This is a genomic window from Scytonema sp. UIC 10036 (assembly GCF_009725235.1).
On sequence record NZ_WJFC01000216.1, the window covers coordinates 1 to 22,580 of the forward strand.

At 42.0% G+C, this 22,580-nt stretch carries 20 protein-coding genes; 6 read left to right on the top strand and 14 right to left on the bottom strand.

All coding sequences use genetic code 11. The annotated features are described in order from the left end of the window. The first annotated feature begins 310 nt into the window (after positions 1-310). Both trxA and F7734_RS51360 read left to right on the top strand, forming a co-directional pair. A complete protein-coding gene (gene trxA, locus F7734_RS51355) occupies positions 311-634 on the top strand; it encodes a thioredoxin (protein ID WP_038084506.1) in 324 nt (107 codons plus the stop codon). Positions 635-1,031: 397 nt separating this feature from the next. Continuing rightward, the gene (locus F7734_RS51360; protein WP_155751991.1) at positions 1,032-2,102 is read left to right on the top strand and encodes an LOG family protein; all 1,071 of its coding nucleotides are present in this window, start codon (positions 1,032-1,034) and stop codon (positions 2,100-2,102) included. 129 nt (positions 2,103-2,231) lie between these two features. On the opposite strand, the gene F7734_RS51365 is transcribed toward F7734_RS51360, so the two are convergent. The 5 genes from F7734_RS51365 to F7734_RS51385 all read right to left on the bottom strand — a co-directional run bounded on the left by F7734_RS51365 (position 2,232) and on the right by F7734_RS51385 (position 4,504). Beyond that, a complete protein-coding gene (locus tag F7734_RS51365) occupies positions 2,232-2,612 on the bottom strand; it encodes an aspartyl protease (protein ID WP_155751992.1) in 381 nt (126 codons plus the stop codon). Next, positions 2,609-2,914 (bottom strand): hypothetical protein, encoded by a 306-nt coding sequence (locus F7734_RS51370; protein WP_155751993.1) that lies wholly within the window; start codon positions 2,912-2,914, stop codon positions 2,609-2,611. The genes F7734_RS51365 and F7734_RS51370 overlap by 4 nt, the downstream gene beginning before the upstream one ends. Before the next feature lie 68 nt (positions 2,915-2,982). Continuing rightward, positions 2,983-3,450 (bottom strand): hypothetical protein, encoded by a 468-nt coding sequence (locus F7734_RS51375; RefSeq protein WP_155751994.1) that lies wholly within the window; start codon positions 3,448-3,450, stop codon positions 2,983-2,985. Between the two features lie 72 nt (positions 3,451-3,522). Then, complete coding sequence (locus F7734_RS51380; RefSeq protein ID WP_166482679.1) at positions 3,523-3,819, bottom strand: hypothetical protein; 297 nt, start codon at positions 3,817-3,819, stop codon at positions 3,523-3,525. 175 nt (positions 3,820-3,994) lie between these two features. Further along, positions 3,995-4,504: a helix-turn-helix transcriptional regulator gene (locus F7734_RS51385; protein ID WP_155751996.1), complete on the bottom strand. Its 510-nt coding sequence runs from the start codon at positions 4,502-4,504 to the stop codon at positions 3,995-3,997. 75 nt (positions 4,505-4,579) lie between these two features. On the opposite strand from F7734_RS51385, the gene F7734_RS51390 reads away from it, so the two are divergent. Further along, entirely contained in the window at positions 4,580-4,924 is a 345-nt protein-coding gene (locus tag F7734_RS51390; RefSeq protein WP_155751997.1) for a hypothetical protein, read from the top strand. A gap of 213 nt (positions 4,925-5,137) precedes the next feature. On the opposite strand, the gene F7734_RS51395 is transcribed toward F7734_RS51390, so the two are convergent. The 8 genes from F7734_RS51395 to F7734_RS51430 form a co-directional block, all read right to left on the bottom strand. Continuing rightward, positions 5,138-6,619, bottom strand: a complete 1,482-nt coding sequence (locus F7734_RS51395; RefSeq protein ID WP_155751998.1) for a leucyl aminopeptidase — start codon at positions 6,617-6,619, stop codon at positions 5,138-5,140. A 113-nt stretch (positions 6,620-6,732) separates the two neighbouring features. Next, the gene (locus F7734_RS51400) at positions 6,733-8,556 is read right to left on the bottom strand and encodes a response regulator (protein WP_155751999.1); all 1,824 of its coding nucleotides are present in this window, start codon (positions 8,554-8,556) and stop codon (positions 6,733-6,735) included. 2 nt (positions 8,557-8,558) lie between these two features. Continuing rightward, the gene (locus tag F7734_RS51405) at positions 8,559-9,035 is read right to left on the bottom strand and encodes a response regulator (RefSeq protein WP_155752000.1); all 477 of its coding nucleotides are present in this window, start codon (positions 9,033-9,035) and stop codon (positions 8,559-8,561) included. A gap of 10 nt (positions 9,036-9,045) precedes the next feature. After that, on the bottom strand, positions 9,046-11,817 hold the full coding sequence (locus tag F7734_RS51410) for a PAS domain S-box protein (protein WP_347566434.1): 2,772 nt from the start codon (positions 11,815-11,817) through the stop codon (positions 9,046-9,048). A 311-nt stretch (positions 11,818-12,128) separates the two neighbouring features. After that, complete coding sequence (locus F7734_RS51415) at positions 12,129-13,325, bottom strand: EcsC family protein (protein ID WP_155752001.1); 1,197 nt, start codon at positions 13,323-13,325, stop codon at positions 12,129-12,131. A 206-nt stretch (positions 13,326-13,531) separates the two neighbouring features. After that, complete coding sequence (locus F7734_RS51420) at positions 13,532-14,350, bottom strand: alpha/beta hydrolase (protein WP_155752002.1); 819 nt, start codon at positions 14,348-14,350, stop codon at positions 13,532-13,534. Positions 14,351-14,394: 44 nt separating this feature from the next. Further along, complete coding sequence (iscB, locus tag F7734_RS51425; RefSeq protein ID WP_155744294.1) at positions 14,395-15,768, bottom strand: RNA-guided endonuclease IscB; 1,374 nt, start codon at positions 15,766-15,768, stop codon at positions 14,395-14,397. A gap of 259 nt (positions 15,769-16,027) precedes the next feature. Further along, positions 16,028-16,747, bottom strand: a complete 720-nt coding sequence (locus F7734_RS51430) for a lysophospholipid acyltransferase family protein (protein ID WP_155752003.1) — start codon at positions 16,745-16,747, stop codon at positions 16,028-16,030. 437 nt (positions 16,748-17,184) lie between these two features. Between F7734_RS51430 and metG the strand changes: the two genes are divergently transcribed. From metG to lptC, 3 genes are all read left to right on the top strand, one after another. Beyond that, positions 17,185-18,786, top strand: coding sequence for a methionine--tRNA ligase (metG, locus tag F7734_RS51435; RefSeq protein WP_155752004.1), 1,602 nt, complete (start codon positions 17,185-17,187; stop codon positions 18,784-18,786). 136 nt (positions 18,787-18,922) lie between these two features. Next, positions 18,923-19,558: an NYN domain-containing protein gene (locus F7734_RS51440; RefSeq protein WP_155752005.1), complete on the top strand. Its 636-nt coding sequence runs from the start codon at positions 18,923-18,925 to the stop codon at positions 19,556-19,558. Continuing rightward, positions 19,558-20,808: an LPS export ABC transporter periplasmic protein LptC gene (gene lptC, locus F7734_RS51445; RefSeq protein ID WP_207714409.1), complete on the top strand. Its 1,251-nt coding sequence runs from the start codon at positions 19,558-19,560 to the stop codon at positions 20,806-20,808. Before F7734_RS51440 ends, lptC begins: the two co-directional genes overlap by 1 nt. A gap of 168 nt (positions 20,809-20,976) precedes the next feature. On the opposite strand, the gene F7734_RS51450 is transcribed toward lptC, so the two are convergent. Then, positions 20,977-22,317 (bottom strand): D-alanyl-D-alanine carboxypeptidase, encoded by a 1,341-nt coding sequence (locus F7734_RS51450; protein ID WP_155752006.1) that lies wholly within the window; start codon positions 22,315-22,317, stop codon positions 20,977-20,979. Positions 22,318-22,580: the final 263 nt, after the last annotated feature.

Sequence of the window (22,580 nt, forward strand, 5' to 3'; positions counted from 1 at the left end):
AAGGGGGACAAGGGGGACAAGGGGGACAAGGTAGATAAGGGAGAATAATTAATACCCAGTTCCCAATCTCCAGTCCCCAGTCCCCAAAATCTCATATGTCGCATAGAATAGAAATAGCGGAGACGCATGTTTCCGTTCACTCCTCACACCACACTCCGCCCGGACTACCGTTCGGGCGGTTCCTTATGAGTCTTTAGGATGAAGTTTTACTGCGATAAGCAAAAGTACACACCACATTCCATTGCAGAGGTTTTTGCTATGGTAGAATTTTCAGCAAACTCAAACATAAGATAGGCAAAGGTCTTTAGGCATGTCAGCAGCCGCACAAGTTACAGACTCTACCTTCAAACAGGAAGTCCTAGATAGCGAGGTTCCTGTTCTAGTTGACTTTTGGGCACCTTGGTGCGGACCCTGCCGCATGGTTGCTCCTGTTGTAGATGAGATTGCCAACCAATACGAAGGTCAATTGAAGGTAGTCAAAGTGAACACCGATGAAAATCCCAATGTTGCAAGTCAATATGGCATCCGCAGCATTCCCACGCTTATGATTTTTAAGGGTGGGCAAAAAGTTGATATGGTCGTCGGTGCTGTTCCTAAAACTACACTGGCTAACACTTTGGAGAAATATCTTTAAGGCGCTAGCAACAACAGGTCGTTGGGGAGAACTTCGGGTTCTCGAACACAAAGCAAAGTTACGCAAACAACCTAGAGAGGTCGCATAATACTGCACCTCTCAAAAAAACTGGCTGATTCCGTAATGTTAATTATATTTTAAGATTAGCGCCGACACCATGGTAGCTGGAGGCGCTTTTTCAATTCTGTATATTATACTGCATTTGGGAAAAAAATCAACTAATCAGTGACCAGTGACCAGTGACCAGCGATCGATGACTAGTTGAGATCTGTGATTGAGAGCATAAGACTTCGTGTAAAACGTGGGGTTTCTTTTGGACTAAGCTAAAGTAAATAGGAACTATTTGTTATTCCACATAAATTAATCTAGAATTAAAGCCATTTTGGCGAAATTTCTCATGACCTCATCTGAGTCGTTAGATACTTTGGATTCTCTCCAAGCGGATATCGCTGAATTATTTGAACACTTACCGACATCAAAAAATCGGCAGTATGTTATACAGGCACTATCTACCATAGTGCATTTAGCAAAAAGTGACATCGATCGCCTGGATTGGAAAATATTATCAGCTGCCTTAGCTGATATGGAACGTGGTTTTGAGCTTTTTTATGCTTACCGACACGTTCGGAAAGTTACAATCTTTGGTTCGGCACGTTTATCCTCAGAAAGCCCGGAATACCGCATGGCGTATGATTTTGCTCGCTGTGTTTCTCAACTGGGATTCATGGTGATGACAGGTGGTGGTGGTGGAATTATGCAAGCTGGGAATGAAGGTGCAGGAAGAGAAAATTCTTTTGGTCTGAATATTCAATTACCGTTTGAGCAAACAGCAAACCCAGTGATTGAAGGAGATCCAAAACTCATTCACTTCAAGTATTTTTTCACCCGCAAGCTATTTTTGCTGAAAGAAAGCGATGCTGTTGCCCTATTTCCTGGTGGTTTTGGCACTCAAGACGAAGCTTTTGAATGTATGACTTTAAGCCAGACAGGAAAGTTTGGTCCGGTACCCGTGGTTTTAATTGACTTTCCTGGGGGCGATTACTGGCGTTCTTGGAGTGAATACGTCAACGAACAACTGGTAAAAAAAGGTTTGGTTAGCCCAGAAGATCCCAGTCTTTACACGGTAACAGACGATTTGGATGTGGCGTGTAACGCAATTACTGGCTTTTACCAAGTTTATCACTCCAGCCGTTATGTGAGCGATCGCTTAGTTATCCGTCTTAAATCAGAATTATCTGATGCTGAGGTAGAACAACTCAATGCTGAGTTCAGTGACATTTTAGTTAAGGGACGGATAGAAAAAAGCCAAGCATTACCCCAAGAAGCACAGGATGAAACCTTTAACTTACCACGCCTTATTTTGTACTTCAACCAAAGAGATTTAGGGCGATTTTACCAGCTCATTGCAACAATTAACCAAATGGGTAGTCCATCACACGAGGAAATAGCTCATCCAGAAAGGAAATAAACCGAATGAATGTAGAGACGCGCCATAGCGCGTCTTTCCGGCTAATTTTTGCGTCTTTCCGGCTAATTTTTGTAGTATAAAACGTAACAGGAAGCAGCGACAGCACTATCTTTATGAAGTTGCATCACCTTAAGGTGACACTATCTCAAGCGTTAATATCCCCTCTGGTTTGTCACTAACCAACCGCATAATATCCAGCCAAAAGGAACCCATAATAGTATCGGGGAGGTTCTTACCAACATGAACGGGAATCATGACTTCTACACCATCAATGATAATTTTGCCGGAGTAAATATCGAATTTTGCCACTCCTTGTGCTGTTTGCATCTCAATCTCCAAGATTCTCGCAGACCACCCCAAAGCTTCCAAGTCTTGACTATCAATGGCTAGCCAACCATCTGTAAATCCAGTATCAAATAAAGCTTCTACAAAAAAATTTTCATCATTGGCGGTAACAAACTGAATCTCAAAAAATAACTCTTTGTTATTGCCGAATCGCCCATCGATCATATCTTGCCACAATAACCTGTATCGTTGAGGCGGAACATCATTAGTTTTGGTTCATTGCTATAACCATACACTTCTACAACTTTTTTTATTATTCCATTGAAAGTCGGATCGATAATGTATTGTTCTGTGTCAGGATCGATCGCTATATACCAGTTGCGATGATCTTCTATCAAACTTGGACGTACTCGTTCAAAAACAACACGACACCGTGCAGCAAGTGAGTCGCTCTGTTGTTGACGGCGGGCTTGTTCTTCTGGTGATATGGGTTTGCGGGGTAAGGCGCGTCGGGATATCTGTGACATGGCGATAACAAGTGGTAATTTATGCGATCTTAATTAATTATGCAGCTTATAGAACTGACTGCTATTTTTTAGTCATCAAAATTTAAAACAATTTCAGATCCAAGTTTCTTTAATTGTGCTTGAACCAATTCGACACCCATCTGCTTAATTTCAGGTTCTAACTCACAAGCCATAAGATAACCAAGTTTCGATCCTTCATCATCCAGCTGTTGAGCTTCCATCCATGCTCGTGCAAGCTTCCTTGCTTCTGTTGTTTTTGAAGCTTCTTTTGCAGAAATACCGCTTTTCTCAACACCTTGGTTGACAAGAAACTCAACGGTTTTATCGCGATGCCATAGGTAATAAGCTTTTCCATCATTGGGAACAATTTTTTCAAAAAAACCACCATCTTTTGCTTTTTGTGTCGGTTCCCCATCCTTTTCTCGAAGTCCATGTTGTTTTAAAATATTACCAAACTTGACTGCGGAAACACCAAATTCTTGCCCTATCTCAGTTAACGTCCGCCACGTTTTACGAAAATTATTTTTCTTACTCATGGTTTTCAATTATTGCACTGTCAATTTTTCCCCAAAAACTGCGATAATTAGCTGGTTTTTAATGTTACTTATTTAACATCTGAAAATTGTAGTATTTCCACATACTTCTGTATTAGTGTGATTGTAAAACCAAGGATTGCCAGGTTTTTTCCAATTTTCTCGAACTTGTAATACATTCCATCTAAAACAAATATAAGCATCTGTCAGTAAATGTTTTGTCGCTTCATGAAATTTTCCAAAATCAAAATACTGAATTGGCTCTTGAACATCTACGCTAAAACCAAATTTTCTATCAAAATCCTTATCCCAAACTTCATAAACTGAATAATTACCACTTGCATCCATATAATCAGGTGCTGTTAGTTCCACGTTCAAAAAAATCGTATATGGCGGGGCATTGCCCACCATAATACGTAAATTTCAACGCAAATTAGCTTTAAACAACGACCTTTCACTGCATGACACAAAGCAAAAGCTTTGTTATCAGCTTTTATTAATTTACACGGTAGCGTGTCCTAGTGTCAACAATTAATAGTATATTTGTTCATTCCCCTATCTTGTACTTAAATCCGGCTTTCTCAGCTACCAAATTCAAGTGTTTTGAGGTAGCACGAGTTGGCTCATATATCCCGTTCTCCCACTCGCTAACGGTTTGCTGGCGAACACCTAATTCCTCAGCTAACTCTGACTGTGTCAACCCCATCTTCAAACGTAATGCTTTGATTGAATCACTGTTCCATTTTGTGGAATTAGCCACGGGCTGAACTTTATACCCACTAGCAGGCTTGCGAAACGTAATACGCTCTTGTTCTAAATCAATTTCTCCAACAATGTATCCTGCGTTCATCCAGGCTGAAGCTTGTAATGCGCCTTTGCTGCGATTACCCCACCACCGCCTTTGGGTTCGTGCTGTTTCTGGTAAGCTGTCACCCATTAATGCTTCGATTTCTGCAAAACTTAGGGTGACTTCTGTGCGATCGCTTGAGTGCAGGTATTCAAAAAGCGGTTGATACTTACTTCCTCCTTTCACTAATGACTCCTTTCCCAAAATCATCCTCTCTACACCATTAATATTAGGAGTAAGGATGAGTTATTGTTTTAACACTACTAATTCGGTATAAAATAAGCTATGATGTCCAATCAACTAGAAGCTCTTAAACAACAAAGAATTAGTAGAGCTAGAGAAGCGCTGCAAAGGTCTAGAGACTTGAGAAATTCCAGACGAACTCTGGGGGTCGATGGAATTCGCCAGTTTGTTAAAGATGTTGATGGTGATTGGTTGGATAATTGGGCTAATACAACAGACATAAAAAACTTGTGCCTTAGTTACATTAATCTAGAAACCCTTGTTCTAGAAACTTTCTTGTATCTTTCAGTACTCAGTCTTTTGTTTGTCTCAATACTAACCCAATACTGCTCGGAGCGGAATTTTTTGTGGGCTTTTCTCCTGGGGAAAACCAACAAATGTCTGTAAATGTTGGGTTTCGTTCCTCAACCCAACCTACCTGTTTTCGGATTTTTACGCTTAAGCGATAAGTATTATGAATAAAATTGAGGCGGAGCCTCTAGGTATGCATTCCCAGCCAGAGGCTGGGAACGAGGAATGCGGAGCCTCTAGGTATGCATTCCCAGCCAGAGGCTGGGAACGAGGAATATTGAGAGAGGCACCGGAACGAGGAATGGGGTGTTACACTTCGCTGAGTACCCAATTAACTAGGGTACGAACACCGAAGCCAGTTGCACCCGGTCCGTTGTAGCCGTTTTCTTTTTCAGCCCAAACGGGACCAGCAACGTCTAAGTGCGCCCAAGCTGCTGTGTCTTTGACAAATTGCTTGAGGAATAAAGCGGCTGTAATGGAACCACCAGCACGCGGACCAGTGTTTTTCATGTCAGCAAGCCCGGATTTCAACCCTTCAAAGTACTTTTCTTCCATTGGCAATCGCCAAATCTTTTCTCCTGAAGCTTCTGAAGCTTTTTCTAACTGGGTAGCCAAAGCATCATCAGGTGTAAATAAACCGGCGATGTCTTCTCCTAAGGCAACAACACACGCGCCTGTAAGAGTTGCAAGATCGACAATCGCATCCACGCCTAATTTATCAGCAAAGACTAAGGCATCTGCTAAAGTCAAACGTCCCTCTGCATCGGTGTTGTTTACCTCAATCGTCTTACCATTGGAAGCTGTGAGGATGTCGCCGGGATGCATGGCGTGACCGCTGATCATGTTCTCAGTAACAGCAGAAATAAAATGAACTTCTACATCTGGCTTGAGTTGACCAATGGCTTTAGCAGCGCCTAGAGTGGCTGCAGCACCACCCATGTCAATCTTCATAGTCTCAATGCCACTACCAGCACCTTTGATGTTAAGTCCACCTGAGTCAAAGGTTAAACCTTTACCTATAATCGCTAGCTTGCGTCTTGGCGTACCTTCTGGTTTATAAGTTAAGTGAATAAATTTAGGTGGCAAGTCAGAAGCTTTTGCGACTCCCAAAAAAGCACCCATATTCAACTTTTCACAGTCTTCCTGCTCTAAAATTTCTAGTTGCAAACCGTGTTCGGAAGCAATTTGTGTAGCAGTTTCTGCCATAGTAATTGGTGTAACCGAGTTAGCTGGTGCTGCAACTAACTGCCGTGCTAAGAAGACACCAGAAGCAATTTGATTGGCTCGGGTAATCGCTGCTTCCTGTCCTCCAAGCCCCAATAAATCCACCTGTTCAACTTGCGGGCTTTTATCCTCTGGTTCAGATTTAAAGCGATTGTCCTGATATAATGCTAGTTGAACTCCTTCGGCGATCGCTTGAGCAGTTTGTGCTTTGTCATCATTAAAAATTGGCAAATGAATTGCCATTGCTTTGCACTTTTGCTTTTTGGCTGTTTTTGCAGCACCAGCAGCAGCCCTTCTGAGGGTTTCCAGTTTTAAAGCTTCGGGTTTCCCCAAGCCAACAACTATCACTTTACGAACTGGACTATGGCTCCCAACTCGAATGAAGGCGCTGCTACCTTGTTTGCCTTTAAATTCTTCTTCGGCAATCAATTCCTTGATACTACCAGCCAACTTTTCATCTAAAGTGGCTAGTTCCCCTGTTAGTTCTACTGCATCTTCAAATAATCCAATCGCTAAACCGTCTCCAGCCCACTCTAAAAGTGGGGTGTTACTCCCTCGAATCTCCATTTTTTGTATTCTTTGTAAAAGTAGGTGAGTTAGTTGTTAGTTGTTAATTGTTAGTGGTTAGTGGTTAGTTGTTAGTTGTTAACGAACAACCACTAACCACTAACCACTAACCACTAACCCTTAACTAATTCTGCAACAACATTGGCAAGTTCATCCGGCATAACTGGTTTTGAGAGGTGTTTTTGGAAACCCGCAGCTAACGCTTCTTGCCGATCCCTGTCTCCAGCATAAGCTGTCAGCGCAATCGCTGGGATTTTTCCTCCCTTTTCGCTTGGCTGACTTCTGATTTGGCGAATTAAGCCATAACCATCTGTTTCGGGCATACCAATGTCGCTAACTAGCACATCTGGATGGAAAGATGCTAGCATTTCTAGTGCTGAATCAGCAGAGGTTGCCGCAGCTGCGATCGCACCACAGTCTTCTAAAGCATAGACTATAAAATCACGAGAATCCCTCTCATCATCAACTACCAAAACTCTCACTCCTGTCAGGAGAAGGGACTGGCAAGAAGGAACTGGGGAGTGGGAAATTTTGCGCCTACTCCCTTTTCCCGATTCTCTATTCCCTTCAAGAATTGGCAGTTGTACTGTAAATGTTGCCCCCTGTCCTTCTCCGGGACTGCTTGCAGTTACACTTCCACCATGGAGTTCTATCAAGTGACGCACAATTGCCAAACCCAACCCCAAACCACCATGTTTGCGGGTGGTGGAACCATCTGCTTGGCGAAAGGAATCAAATACGTAAGGTAGAAACTCACGATGAATACCTATACCCGTATCCTTGACTGTTATTCGGGCATATGTTAAGGCTTGGGCATTGGGAATTGGGAATTGGGCATTAATACCTTCTCCCTTGTCTCCCTTGTCTCCCTTGTCTCCCTTGTCTCCCTTGTCTCCCTTGTCTCCCACTCTCTCCAACAACACTTCTACCTGTCCCCCTTGAGTGGTAAACTTGATTGCATTGGAGAGGAGATTCCAAACAATTTGCTGCAAACGATTGGGATCGCCTAAGACAAGGAATTTTGACTTGGCATGCCACTGTGTTGCTTGTGGGATGAAAGTGACTGTAGAAGTTTCCTCAGTAGAAACGTTGGGTGGGTATTTGGATTGTTGAGCAACTGCTTGAGTCTTATTTGATACAATACTTAAACTTTCATTTTGATTCTCTAATTGAGAATCTAAAATAGAAAACTTAAGATCGATAGATTTAGCTTGAGCTGCCAAACGCATGGTATCAATTGCAGCTTCAATTGCAGGAATTAAGTTTGTGGGTTGAGCACGCAGGGTTAATTTACCGCGAATAATGCGAGAGACATCCAATAAATCCTCAATAAGTTGAGTTTGTAGCTTGGCGTTGCGCTCAATAGTTTCCAGCGCACGAGCAAGGGTTACCTCATCTATTTGGCGGGTTCGGAGAATTTTTGACCAACCGAGAATGGCATTGAGGGGCGATCTCAATTCATGGGAAAGTACCGCCAAAAACTCATCTTTAATGCGGTTTGCCCTTTCCAATTCTTCTTTTTGCTGTTTTAACTCAGCTTCTGCTTGTTGGCGAGCGCGGCGTTCTTCTGCTTCTCGCATTGCTCGCCTGACTGAAGGCACGATACGTTCCAAACGTTGCTTAAGTACGTAGTCAGTAGCACCGCTTTTGAGGGTTTCAATTGCTACCTCTTCCCCCATTGTTGCGGTTACAAAGATAAAGGGTATATTGGGCACCAAACGACGTGCCATCTCCAAAGCCGAAATACCATCAAACCCCGGTAAGGAGTAATCTGAGAGAATCAGGTCAAAACTATCTTCCTCAAGTACCTTCTGGAATTCAGCTTCGGTCTTCACCTGAACCAATTCACAAGAAATCCCGCCTTCTATTAAGATGGCGTAGATAAGCTCTGTATCCAACAAGCTATCTTCCAGCAAGAGAAACCTGAGACCAGACATTGTTATTTTCCTGCAAATCCGTGAGTACTGCGTGCCGGAGGTATGGAACCAGGTGGTGGTTCATTAATGATTGCCCAAAATAATCCTAAACCTCTAATGACTTCAACAAATTCGTGAAAATCAATGGGCTTAACAACATAAGCATTTGTGCCTAGTTCATAACAGCGAGTCAGATCTTGCTCTTCCCGTGAGGAAGTTAGCACAACGACTGGTACTACTCGCAACTCTGGATCGGCTTTGAGTTGTGTCAAAACTTCTAATCCATCAATTTTTGGTAGCTTAAGATCCAATAGTACCACAACAGGATGACCCTCGCGCCGCAATCGATACAAGCCACGGCGGTATAGGTAATCCAATGCTTCTTCACCGTCTCGGACAACAACAACTTCATTACCCAAATGGTTTTCTGCCAGTGAAGTCAGGATTAACTCAACGTCGTTAATGCTGTCTTCCACTAGGAGAATGCGCTTTAGTTCCATTGTTCGCTCTCTACTCTCCACTCGCTACTTCAAACCCCCTTGGTAGCGAAAAATAAAAGGTCGTGACCTTGTCTATTTCACTTTCCGCCCAGACACGCCCGCCATGTCGGTGAACAATGCGCTGGACGTTTGCCAATCCAACACCCGTACCCTCAAACTGAGGATCGCTGTGCAAGCGTTGAAAAACTCCAAATAATTTGTGAGCGTATCGCATGTCAAAACCAATGCCGTTATCTCGCACGAAGAATACCACTTCTTGTTCCTCACTGATACAGCCTACAGTAATTTCTGCCAAGGAACGGGTTTTACTATATTTAATGGCATTCTCTAGCAAGTTACGGAGAACCAGTCTTAACATGGAAGAGTCACCATATACTTGGGGTAGCGATTCTATTTGCCAAGAAATCTTACGGTTTTTTGTTTCTGGCAATAAATCGCGTTGTACTTCCCGTAAGAGTAAATTCATATCTACGTTGGTATAACGCATTTCAGAACGCCCCACACGGGAAAAAGTTAACAAATCATCAATCAATTTACCTGCTTGTTTGGTGGCTTCGGTGATGATGTCAAGATAACGTTGGCTAGTTTCATCTAGCGATGTTTTTGTTAGCCGTTTTTGCAACAAATCAACGAATCCGGTGATGTGCCGCAATGGTGCTCTTAAGTCATGAGAAACTGAGTAAGAGAACGATTCGAGTTCCCTATTGGCTGATTCTAGCTGAGCAGTGCGTTGTTTGACTCTTTCTTCAAGAGTTTCGTTGATTTGTCGCATTTGGGCTTCGGCTTGTTTGCGGTCTTCTATATCTATACAAGACCCGATGTAACCTAAGAACTCACCTTCTGACGTAAATCTTGGTACTCCAATATCAAATAGCCAACGGTATTGCCCATCAAACCTTCTCAAGCGGTATTCCATTTGGAAAGTCAGGCGTGCATCAAATGCGCTCACGTAAGTCTCCAAGCAATACTGAAGGTCTTCAGGATGTATGCCTTCTGTCCAACCATTGCCTATTTCCATCTCCATTGTTCGTCCGGTAAAATCCAGCCAAGGCTTGTTAAAGTAGTTACACACTTTATCTGTACCGGACATCCAAACCATCATTGGAGCAGTATCAGTGACATGGCGAAATCGCTTTTCACTTTCCACTAAGGCTGCTTGGGTTCTCTTGAGTTCACTAATATCGAGAACAAATGAAATAACTTCTTGCTGCTGTTCTCCAACTATAGTGCAGCCCACTAACACTGGAACGCGAGTTCCATCCTTTCGGATATAAGCTTTTTCATAGGGGCTAGAGCTTCCTTTCACCTTTGCGTCGGCTAGCGCCGCTTCATCTAAGGGTAAAAACTCTGGTGGTGTTAGATCTTTCCACTCCAGCCTTTCGACAAGAAAATCTTTGCGAGTATAGCCAATTATACTCAAAAATGCATCGTTGACTTCCTTCAGATGTCCGTGCATATCGCTGCTGATAATGCCAATCAAGTCTGATTCCACAAAGAACCTCAGTCGAGATTCGCTTTGGCGCAGGGCAACTTCTGCTCGTTTGCGATCGTCAATATCTGTACAAGTACCAAACCACTTAGTCACAGTTCCGTTACTGTCACGTAGTGGTAAAGCTTGTACTACATGCCAACGGTAAACCCCATCAAAACGTAAGAGACGATACTGTGTCTCTACTCGGTTTCCTGCCCTGAGTCCGGTTGTCCAACTTTCAAGGGCATCTGGTAGATCGTCAGGATGAACGACTTGCTGCCAATCCCATCCTAAAGTTTGATGGAGTTGCAACCCAGTGTAGTCCAGCCAGCGCTGATTGAAGTAGTCTATAAAGCCATCGCTTTGGCTAGTCCAAACCAATTGAGGAACGTTCTCGACAAGCAAACGGTAGCTTTCTTCGCTCTCTCGCAGCGCCTTTTCTGCTTTTTGACGAGTGCCATCTAACTTATTGAGAAACTTGGCATTTTGCCAAATCAATCCCAAAAAAATTGTGTCTAGTAAAACGACAAGCAGCGATATGCCAAAAGCAGCATCGTATTGCTTAGCCGTTTGCCCCACAATAATGAACCACCCCACAATCGGGGGCAGAATCAAAATAGTTGGTATCCACAAACGAGCGATCGCACCGCCATTGAGTTCACTGGTTATTGTCCGCATAAACCCGGTGTTCGGACGACTATACAACACTCCCACACAAAGCACCTCAAAAGTTAGTGCCGTATGTAACGCCATTGAGGTAGTATAAACGCCTAAACGGTAAAAATTTCTCACTCCATAGATATAGCCGACTATTGTTTGGAGAGATATTAAACCAACGACTATGCTTAAACCTTGCGCTAGGCAATCGCTGCGATTTGTCCTTTGCTCCAATAACCACAGCGCACCACCTACCAAGACAAAATTGAGGGCAGTGTTTGCCCCCATGCGTCCGGGATGAGAAGTGTCTGTGGTGTCTGGTGAATCGTTAAACAGTAATTCGTCAATTCTTAAATTCCATCCTAAGATATATTGACACAGAGTCAGTAGACCAATCAGCAAGACTGCGATCGCTGTTAAACGAGCAACAAAGCTATGTTTTCTCCTTTGTTCTCTTAATACAGAAAACCACAGCGATACCCCTGCTAGTAAAAAAGCGATCGCTGTATTTGCTTTCATAGTGACAAGTTCTGGAAAAACACTCTTAAGCAGGGTAATGTCAAGTTTCCAGCCAATCAGTACAATACACCCTACGACAACAGTCATGGCGCTTGTAACTTTTGATATTCTTTTTGCCGTGGTGAAGTTAGTCACGAGCCTTCACCTCAATTTTAAAGTTCTGTTTGCCGATATAGTATAGATAAAACCTCATTTTAAATGTTACATAAATCAAACAAAAGCAGGTAAACTTTTTCTAAAATCTACCTTACGGCTGTTGGCAACACTTATGGAATACACTTGCGATAGATTTTCTTAAAATAATCTTAAATCTTCTACACTTAAAGTAAGATCCCCGACTTCTTGAGGAAGTCGGGGATCTTTTTCTTATTTGTAGGGTGGGCGGTGCCCACTACTACAAGAATTGGTAATTTTAGAGTGGAAAGGAATTAGCTCTCCAAGCCAACCTACTTAGCCTCATGATTCTCAACTAAAGACTTGATACCATTAACATCAATGTTAAATTTACTGGCAATTGCGTTAATGATATTTTGTTCTGTAGATGTTATATCATTTTGACTGCGAGCAATTCTGTAACATTGAGCCAAAACGGGTATAGCAAAATCTCTATTAAGTTGATTGAGAAGGCTATCTAAAGATTGAGGTGATTTGATATTATGAGCAATAGTTTCCAATGAATTAGAACTTAAATTTAAAGCTTGCAACTCAGGCAAAATTTCTTCCCAAGTTTTTTCGGGATAGCTAGCAAGAATCATGTGAACTAATATTTGATCCATGACAGCTTCTTGCGCGATCGCTTTTTCCAGATAATTCTCACTTTCCTGCTTTAATTCTGCAAGCGTTTCCTCAGAAGACAGCGGCTTTGATATATCTAGCTTTGCTTCATAAAATCGGCAAGCTGCATATCCTAATGAATAAATCATTGTTGCATTAGAACTAGCACCAATAACTGCGCCGGCAAAAGGAACATTTCTCAGTAAACCCAAACCAGCTGTCTTTAACAGACGACCACCCCCCAAAGCTAAACCAAAAATTGCCAGCACTTCGCCCTTACGAGAAGGATCTTTTAAATCCAATCCATAGGCAGATGCAATTTGATAAACCATTTCCGATTGTAACTCTGTGGTAGCTGCCAAATCAATTGCTAAAAATGCCGCCGCAAATCCGGGCAAAACACTAGTTGCCAATCCAATTCCCCCTGCCATTGCTGCTTTCTCAACCATAATGCGATGAGAAATTTGGCTGGGTGATTCGTTGGGGTGTTCTAGCTGTAATTTTTTAACTGCTGCTGCTGCTTTTTCCAAATTAACGTTATCAGAAGCACCGAGTAGCCAATTGAGATTTAAAACTCCTGAGAGTTTTCTAATCAACCAGTTTTCACCAAGATAATTTGCCATTTGCCCAGCAGTATGAGTAGCTTGCTCGATCAAATTGTGCGTTTGTTTTACTGCTGCTTCTCCTACCTCAGTAGCTGTTTCTGCAACTGCTTTGCCTGCTTCTACAGCAATACTACTTGCAGCTGTACCTACTCCTAAAGCTGTACCTACGGCACAGCCTAATGTTTCAGCAACAGATTCTAGTAAAGATGGTTGATCTTCTTTATTGTTAGTAGGGGGATTGCTTTGTTGTTTTTTGTCTACCATTTTTTACTACTTCCCGATCTAGTGACTATTGATGGTTGTAGCAAAGGTAGGGTAATTTTGGCTTCCCTCTAGAAGGATAAAACTGCTGAAACGCCAAATGTATTGGTAGGTTGGGTTGAGGAACGAAAACCAACAATTCAATTCAATGTTGCGTTTCGTTCCTCAACCCAACCTACTTCTTTTTTTTTATATCTATTATGATTATGTTAGATCTGCGCTTCAAGGATTGGAACATCACGGGTTAAAAAATTTTCCTCCCTCATAATTTCATACAGGTTAATATCTGCTTCTAACAAGCAGGCGTGTCCGCAATTCGGTAGCACTAACATTTTGGCGTTGGGTAAAACATTTGTTAAACGTTTGGCTTCTTCTAGGGAGGGTAAAAGTCGATCTTGAGAACCGACGATGACTAAAACAGGCTGATTGAGACTGCGTAGCTGCGTGTCATCAACATAAAATTCTCTAAGTAAAGAAATTCTCCAAAGGACGGTTTGTGGTGGTACATAACGTATACTTTTGACGAGTTCATGTCTGTCGCTGCGGGAAATACGTGACAAATTCGCTAAGAATGGTAATAAGGCCAATCCACCGATATCGTAAAGGCATGATGGTACTAGGGGTGTAAGTTGAGATAACCAACCTAAAAACGGGCGCAGATGAAAGGCACTTGCGGAGTTAATGAGAACGATTCGCTTAAAGAGTTTGGGTGCTTTTATGGCAACTTTCTGTGCTAAACAACCTCCAAAGGATTCTCCACACAAGTACACTTCGCGACAGGCACTTTTTTCCAATTCTGCATGGATTAAGTCCAAGACGTTGTTAGTCAGAACATCCCAACTTGTTAAATCATCCCGTGGTATTGCCAAACACCGGACATCGAAGCCAGCTTCTAATCCCGCTGTTTGCGATCGCAAAAGTTGACCGGTTCCATCCATACCTGGTAAATAAACAAACAACGGTAACTCTGGCTGTAACCGTTTGGGAGTTAAGAAGCAAGGCTTGAGTTCTACTTTGGGGCTAGTCATTGGTCTTGGTCATTGGTCACTGGTCACTGGTCACTGTCATGTTATTAAATCGCGCTAAAACGGAGTAAATCTTGGTCAATCGTAGTAAAACTGTATTCATAACCATCAGATTGATGAATTAGTTTAACGTGTCGTCGATCTAGAGAAATCCGATGACCGTTAATTAGCACTTCCACTCCTTTAGGAGTTGGAGTTTTAACTCTGGCACGATAAATTCCCCATCGAACGTGTTTGCGGTCTTTCAGTAAAGTGCAAACAACATAATCGCCTGCCGTAGCATGAGTATATTTTTGATTTTTGGCTACTAGCTTAACTTCTTTTTTACCAGTCATAGGATTTTTCTTGATACTAGCGATCGCTGGAAAACCTTTAGCATTCATTCTTTGTACAAGTCTAGTCCCATGTCCAGTACAGGTAGCCCGCAATGGTTGACAGATACGCAATTTAACTATTTCTGATGTTCCGACACAAGCACTATCAATCCAATGAAGTTTTGGCAATCCACTTTTAATCCGAATCATCTTGGTAGATGCACCATCACCACTCATTACAGGTAATCCGAATTGCTGTGCCATTTCAAATATTGCTTTACGAGTTGAATTTACAGTTGCTGCATCTGATAATGACTTTTTTTGGTGTGCTTTAATTTTTTGAAGAATTTCGCCTTTGTTTTTCAAAAATTGCTCTACTGGCTTATTTCCTTTTTTCTGGTTACATTTTTCGCAAGATAATGTGAGATTTGAGAATCGGTCACTACCTCCAAGTGAGCGGGGATTGATGTGTTCTATTTGTAGTGGCACATTTGTCTTTCCACAATACACACACTCTCTACCCCAATGTTCTAAGAGTACTTCACGTAGAGTGTAGCCGAATAACGTACCTTGCTGATATTCAATACCTTCTATGTTTGGTGTCTCCATTTTTTGCAGATCGAATTTAACGGACTCAATTGCAATGGATTTAATCGGTGTCACTTTAAGTAATCGTTTAATCCAAGTTTCGGTGGTTAACAACCGATGTCTTAAAGATGGTGGTAACCAACCTTGTGGCTTTTTGCGCTCGAATCTCTTTTTCCGATAGCGAAGTCTTCTAGATCTTCTTGAACGACGAACACCTGCTCTAGTCAGCATTTCCATTTTAATGGCTAGTCCACGATGTTCTAATTCCATCGCCCAAATCACTTCGTTCTTATTTAAGTCTACTAAGGAAAATCCAGTTATTTTAGAGCCTGGATCGATCCTCAGTTCTAAATATGGTTCTACGTTTTCATCTACCATACTCTCTAAAATTAAGGTAAATGGGAATAAATTCAGTTTTTTAGCTTTGCCTTGAGATTGTAAAATCCTCGCTCTAACTGGCGTTGTTGGTTTTAGTATTTTTCCATTTTTACTCAGAACGAATACAGAGTTGGTAATCATTTGATTAGCTCCCTATTGGGGTGTAGTTTGCCTCGACACTGCTTTTAAACTTCTCAAAAAGTTCGGTGTTACACTATGGCAAAGTAGCTATGTTCCTCCCTCGACGCTTGAGACTGGCAAATCTCATTAAGTCATCATTTAAAAGCGGACTAAAATCCTTGCGGATAACATAGAATAAACAGTTCTATGCTGAGTCTGGTGAAGTCAGTTAACCGAATTACTTCAATTAACTACGAATTCCTTCGTTTTGCCTACTTCTCTAATAAGAACCTTCACGCAACAATTGAGAAATTTCCTCTTGACAGTGTTGTGTTAATTCTGTCACTACAGTTTTTGCTTTTTTCCCCTGATATTTTTCTTTCTGATGTGGCTTAATCCAATAAGGTTGACCGATCAGTACGGCGACTCGACGATAGGTAACCATAGGATGCCAACCCGATTGATTGAATAAAGGTTCTGAAGGATCGAACAAACTCAATAATCTCAGGGGTACAGCAGAAGTGTTAACTTCTTCAAGGGAAGCTATGGCAATAGGCAAAACTGCTAAATCCGGTACTTGCGCTCGCAATGCCAAATGGGCAAAACCTCTCTGAAATTCTCCTATACTATTGGGTTTAGTGAATTTCACCATTGGTTCTGTACCTTCAGGAAACACTCCTACCAATTGCTTTGACTGTAACAGAATTTGTGCCTGGTGAAAAAAGCTTTGCTGGCGCTGTTGATTGGCTTCTAGTGGAAAGCACCCTAATTGCGCCGTCACAATCTCCCGCATGATTGGGACTTGTCCCATGTAGTGATGACAAGCAAAGCGGATCGGGCTTGACAGGGCTGCCATCAAGATTGGTGCATCCATAAAGCTGCGGTGATTGCTCACTACTAACACACTGGCGTCTTGAGGAATGCGATCCTCATAGTAGCGAAATATTTTAGTTGATAGCGCCGCCAGTAACCAACGAGAAATCTCAAGGGGGCTCTTCATCTTTTTACTTTTTGCAGCTTATCTTGATAAAATTTTTACATTTCTTAACTGAGAAAGACGACTGCCTTAAGGTAGAAATGTCATATCAATATGCACCAAGAAAATCCTTATGAAGACGGGAGTTCGGAGATTTGGCACTCTAAAATCAAGAGAAAAATTTTCTACAAATTCTTAGTAAATATTCTCCTTTTTGTGGAGAAATTAACTGAGTTTATGGCTAACTGGAAAATAGGGCATAGCGCATAGGGCATGGGAAGAAATAATTTATTGCCCGTTGCCCATTGCCTGTTGCCCATTTTCTTTTGAACCAAGGAGATTTGCTAATATTAAAATGTGGCTTGAAAATATAGGAGTTCTGTTATATAATGGCGTGGTTTTGCCCGGAAAAGTAAAATAGAAAACAAAACATATTTTTTAACAACTCGTTTTTACTCTACATGAATCAAGTCAATAAAACAGAAAAGACGTTTGCACTCACAACGCCCTTGTACTATGTAAACGATTTACCTCACATTGGCAGTGCTTACACAACGATGGCAGCAGATGCGGTGGTCAGATTTCAGAGACTGCTGGGACATCATGCTTTGCTGATTACAGGTACAGACGAACACGGACAAAAAATTCAGCGGACAGCAGAAAGTAAAGGGCTTGCGCCCCAAGACTTTTCTGATGAAATGTCCCTTGGTTTTGTCTCTTTGTGGAAATTGCTCGACATTCAGTACGATCGCTTTATTCGGACAACCTCACCTCGCCACGAACTCATAGTTAGAGAGTTTTTCCAGCGAGTCTGGAATTCGGGAGACATTTACCAGGGACAACAAAAAGGTTGGTACTGTGTATCTTGTGAGGAATTTAAAGAAGAGCGAGAATTATTAGAGGGTCACCGCTGTCCCATCCATATTAACAAAGAGGTAGAATGGCGGGATGAGCAAAACTATTTCTTCCGGTTATCCAAATATCAGACACAGCTACAAGCACTTTACGAATCCCGACCAGATTTTATCCTGCCGGAAAGCCGGAGAAAAGAAGTTCTGAATTTTGTCGAGGGTGGTTTGCAGGACTTCTCTATTTCACGTATCAACGTGGACTGGGGTTTTCCAGTACCATCTGACCCCAACCATACCCTTTATGTTTGGTTTGATGCCTTACTGGGTTACGTAACTGCACTGCTAGAACCTGAAGACGAACCAACTTTAGAGAATGCTACAGCCAAATGGTGGCCAGTCAACTTACATCTAATTGGTAAAGATATTCTCCGCTTTCATGCAGTATACTGGCCTGCAATGCTCATGTCAGGGGGTTTGCCTTTACCAGAGAAAGTTTTTGGGCATGGTTTTTTGACTAAAGACGGTCAGAAAATGGGTAAATCTTTAGGTAACACTCTCGATCCAGTGGCACTGGTCGAGCGTTATGGTAGTGATGCAGTTCGTTATTACTTTCTTAAGGAAATTGAATTCGGCAAGGATGGCGACTTTAATGAAAGTAGATTCATTAATATTCTAAATGCAGATTTGGCAAATGATTTAGGTAATTTGTTAAACCGCACTTTGAATATGGTGAAGAAATACTGTGCCGGAAATCTTCCGCCAGTAGCGAATGATGATATATCGTCAGATCATCCTTTGAAATCCATCGGTTTGCATCTTGGAGAGCAGGTACGCAATGCTTATGAAGCACTCGCTTTCACTCAAGCTTGTGAGGCTGTACTTCTGCTAGTACAAGCTAGCAATAAGTTTATTGATGAACAAGCACCTTGGTCGTTATATAAACAAGGGCAGCAACAAGCAGTAGAACAAGTGCTTTATGCAGTTCTTGAATCAGTGAGACTAGCTGCCTATCTTCTATCTCCCATTATTCCAAATATTAGTAGCGATATATACCAGCAACTGGGCTTTGGAATAAATTTTAACGAACAAATAAAAACTTCAATAGCTGCTCCTTTTTTAATTCACGGAACATGGGGTGTACTCTCAGCCCAACAAAAGCTGGGTGAACCAAAACCCATCTTTAAGCGCATAGAATTACCTAAAAACGATTAGTTGTTTCAAGTTTCTTTTTCTAATTTATCGGGACTAAATTTATTAGTCCTGAAAAATTATCATAAACCACTCTATCTTGACATCTGGGAAATTAAGTATCAATTATTACATTGAATAAAAAAGAGGTATGACAACAATGTTGAATAATCTAGAAAACGACTCAATATTTACACCGGAACAAGTTTTGGAAAATCGGGGTCGTGTAGCTATATTTATAGATGGGTCAAATTTATTTTATGCTGCACTGCAACTGGGAATTGAAATTGATTACACAAAACTTCTATCCAGGCTAACAGGAGGTTCTAGACTCCTGCGGGCTTTTTTCTACACCGGAGTAGATCGAACTAACGAAAAGCAACAAGGTTTTTTACTGTGGATGCGGCGTAACGGTTACAGAGTGATTGCTAAAGATTTGGTACAGCTACCGGATGGCTCGAAAAAAGCTAACTTAGACGTAGAAATAGCTGTGGATATGATGGCTTTAGTAGATTCATATGATACAGCAGTGCTAGTCAGTGGAGATGGGGATCTGGCATACGCAGTTAATTCTGTTAGTTACCGTGGTGTACGAGTAGAAGTCGTGAGCTTGCGCTCAATGACAAGTGATAGCTTAATTAACGTGAGCGATCGCTATATTGATTTAGAAGCAGTCAAAGAAGATATTCAAAAAACACCCCGCCAAAGCTATCCTTACCGACCATTATCAGCAGGTCTGGGTTTTTTGGATGAACCTAGAGAGAGTGACACTCACTTGGAAATTCAAGAGCAGTAATGAATCAACAAGACAATAGACAAGGTGAGACAAGGAGGACAAGGGAGACAAGGGGGAATTTTCTCCCTTACTCAAACATTCCCTCACTCAGACACTCAGACACTCGCCCCATCTTTCTCTCCCTCCTTTGTGTTCTGACAATGGTGCTAGCTGCTTGTGGGGGAGGACAATCTAACGTGGTAGATAAACCGCCGATCCAGAATCCTCCATCAAATGCTAAGGAAAGTAACTTGACTTTTATTGGCGTTTCCCTACTACAAGCAGATGAACTGGGACGACCTATTTGGAAAGTGATTGCTAAACAAGCAAAATATACAAAAGATAAACAAATTGGTGAAGCAGAAAGCCCTTACGGCGAGCTGTATCAAGATGGTAAAGTTGTATACCAAGTACAAGCACAGCAAGCAGATATTGAACAAGATGGCAAGCAACTTTTTTTGAAAGGAAAAATTGTTGCTACAGATCCTCGCAACGGTGTGGTTTTGCGAGGAAATGAATTGGAGTGGCGACCTAAAGAAGATTTGCTAATTGTTCGTAACAATATCCACGGAACTCACAAGCAACTGCAAGCAGTGGCACAGGAAGCACGAGTAAAAACTCGCGCTTCTCGCGTGGACTTTTCAGGGGGAGTTGTAGCACAATCAGTCGAGCCGGTTATGCAAATGCGAACAGAGCATTTGATTTGGAAAATCAAAGAGGAAAAACTGATAGGCGATCGCCCCATGCAAATCAACCGCTATAAGAACAACCAAGTGACCGACCGTGGAAGAGGAGATTATGCTGAAGTTAATCTAAAAACCAAGATTGCCGTTGTTAAGAAAAATGCTCAAATAGAACTACTAGATCCACCCGTACAGGTAGCTAGTAATGAAATGACTTGGAATCTAAACACGGAAATCGTGAACGCAAACGCTCCCGTACAGGTATTCCATAAAGTAGAAAATGTGAGAGTTACGGCTAACAGAGGAGAGATGAAGATACAAGAGAAAACAGTTTACCTCACAGGAGATGTTTATGCTGTTGGGGAACGCCGCCAATCTCTGAAATCCAACAATCTCACGTGGTATCTTGATAAAAAATTAGTTGAAGGACAGGGTAATGTCGTTTACCGACAAATCGACCCCCCCTTAGCTTTTAAAGGTCAACAGGCTACTGGTAACATTCAAGCAGAAACCATTGAAGTCAAAGGTGGCTCCTCAAGCGATCGCGTGGTGACAGAAATTATGCCGAAAGAGTTAAAAAGTAATTAGTTAGTGGTTAGTTGTTAGTTGTTAGTTGTTGGTTGAAGAATGAACCACTAACCACTAACCACTAACTACTAACCACTATCCTCTAGTTAGTTGTTAGTTGTTAGTTGTTGGTTGAAGAATGAACCACTAACCACTAACCACTAACTACTAACCACTAACTACTAACCACTATCCTCCGTACACCAGTTCATTACGATTGGCTGCACCAAATTGGGGTAACGTGCTGGTAGCTGTATGGGGTGTTAAACTGGCGGGGATGGCTGGAGCAACTTGTAATTGCTTGACAATAGTTTGCAAGAGTTGATCTTGTCCGGTACGAAAAGCTGGTACGGTGTAACCGCGATTGATGATAGCAAACCAAACCAATCCGCGATCGCGTGTCGGTACAACTCCTGCTAAAGCACTGACATCCCGTAAAGTACCAGTTTTCATGACTGTTGCCGCCGGAAGTTGTCTGGAGTGCATGGTTCCACGATTGTCAAACCCTGCAGTTGGAAACAAATCAGCTATCGTCAGTTGGTGGGCAAAAGCTTCCCTTTGAATTGCCATTAACATAGCACACGCGGCTCTCGGAGAAATGCGGTTTTCTTGTCCCAGTCCAGAACCGTTTATTAATTGAATTTCCGACTGAGGAACTCTTGCTAGTTTTGCGGCTTTTGATTGTACAACTTGTGCCCCCCCTACGGCTTCAGCCAACATTTCTGCCATTTCGTTATTGCTGAAAACGTTCATTTCTTTAATGATTTGCCTTAATGGCAGTGAATGGTGACGCAATAATAAAGTTTGTTGCGGATTTTGGAAAAAAGCTACATTTTGTGCTTCTAATTTTACCTGTCCGGCTATAGTCACTTGCGGTTTAGGAGTCCCTTTAGCCATCTGTGAATGTTGGAAAGACACAGCACGAGACCAAGTGGCAGAATTGATTGCTTGTCTGAGCATTTGACCTGCAATCTGTGGGTTCCGTTGAAAATTCATAGCAAAATTGCCATTAATTATCAAATTTCCCGTAACATGCTTGATACCCATTTGGTTGAGACTGTTGCCAAGAGCGATCGCTTCTTCCCAAACAAACAAAGGATCGCCGCCGCCTGTGATTATCAAATCACCCTGTAAGACACCATTTTTTAACGTTCCTGTGGTACTGACTAAAGTATGAAATTGATGGTTTGGTCCAAGAGTCGTTAGTGCAGCTAATGAAGTGGCGATTTTAGTTAAAGAAGCAGCAGGTAGAGGCGTTGTACCTTGATGGTTGGCCATAAGGATAGGTCCTGACTGAAGCCAAATCCCCTGATTTTGCGTTTGCTCTGGTGTTGTGACTAGTTTTAATGTTTGCAGTCCCTTAAGGTATTGCTGCACAATGGCACTACCAGATGGATTTGGATCGGGGGCAAGAACTAAGCCAGGGCTACTTTGCCAAGCTAGTATATCCAATACATCTGTAGGTTTAACCTGTACACCTGCCATCTCTAGCCAAATGGAAATTAACCCTGAACTAAATAATTCCAGCATCCGTTTTCCTTTGTTCTTTCTGCTACTTAGTTTTTCGTAAATTTACTGTTTTACTCGGTCTTGCTATTTACTGAGCCATGATAACCGCTGATGTTTCATTGCGGAAGTGATTTGGATGACAAAGTTATTGTAGGAAGCAGAACCCTATTATTTGTATTTTCCGATCTTAGGGTTCCCATATTAAACTTTTTAATGAAAAAGGATGAAGGATGAAAAATTGATACTTCACACTTCATCCCACCCTACTCTACTCTTTAAAAAGC

Coding starts and splice junctions, on each gene's coding strand:
- trxA (WP_038084506.1), top strand. CDS start 311: ATGTCAGCAGCCGCACAAGTTACAGACTCTACCTTCAAACAGGAAGTC.
- F7734_RS51360 (WP_155751991.1), top strand. CDS start 1,032: ATGACCTCATCTGAGTCGTTAGATACTTTGGATTCTCTCCAAGCGGAT.
- F7734_RS51365 (WP_155751992.1), bottom strand. CDS start 2,612: ATGATCGATGGGCGATTCGGCAATAACAAAGAGTTATTTTTTGAGATT.
- F7734_RS51370 (WP_155751993.1), bottom strand. CDS start 2,914: ATGTCACAGATATCCCGACGCGCCTTACCCCGCAAACCCATATCACCA.
- F7734_RS51375 (WP_155751994.1), bottom strand. CDS start 3,450: ATGAGTAAGAAAAATAATTTTCGTAAAACGTGGCGGACGTTAACTGAG.
- F7734_RS51385 (WP_155751996.1), bottom strand. CDS start 4,504: ATGATTTTGGGAAAGGAGTCATTAGTGAAAGGAGGAAGTAAGTATCAA.
- F7734_RS51390 (WP_155751997.1), top strand. CDS start 4,580: ATGATGTCCAATCAACTAGAAGCTCTTAAACAACAAAGAATTAGTAGA.
- F7734_RS51395 (WP_155751998.1), bottom strand. CDS start 6,619: ATGGAGATTCGAGGGAGTAACACCCCACTTTTAGAGTGGGCTGGAGAC.
- F7734_RS51400 (WP_155751999.1), bottom strand. CDS start 8,556: ATGTCTGGTCTCAGGTTTCTCTTGCTGGAAGATAGCTTGTTGGATACA.
- F7734_RS51405 (WP_155752000.1), bottom strand. CDS start 9,035: ATGGAACTAAAGCGCATTCTCCTAGTGGAAGACAGCATTAACGACGTT.
- F7734_RS51415 (WP_155752001.1), bottom strand. CDS start 13,325: ATGGTAGACAAAAAACAACAAAGCAATCCCCCTACTAACAATAAAGAA.
- F7734_RS51420 (WP_155752002.1), bottom strand. CDS start 14,350: ATGACTAGCCCCAAAGTAGAACTCAAGCCTTGCTTCTTAACTCCCAAA.
- iscB (WP_155744294.1), bottom strand. CDS start 15,768: ATGATTACCAACTCTGTATTCGTTCTGAGTAAAAATGGAAAAATACTA.
- F7734_RS51430 (WP_155752003.1), bottom strand. CDS start 16,747: ATGAAGAGCCCCCTTGAGATTTCTCGTTGGTTACTGGCGGCGCTATCA.
- metG (WP_155752004.1), top strand. CDS start 17,185: ATGAATCAAGTCAATAAAACAGAAAAGACGTTTGCACTCACAACGCCC.
- F7734_RS51440 (WP_155752005.1), top strand. CDS start 18,923: ATGTTGAATAATCTAGAAAACGACTCAATATTTACACCGGAACAAGTT.
- lptC (WP_207714409.1), top strand. CDS start 19,558: ATGAATCAACAAGACAATAGACAAGGTGAGACAAGGAGGACAAGGGAG.
- F7734_RS51450 (WP_155752006.1), bottom strand. CDS start 22,317: ATGCTGGAATTATTTAGTTCAGGGTTAATTTCCATTTGGCTAGAGATG.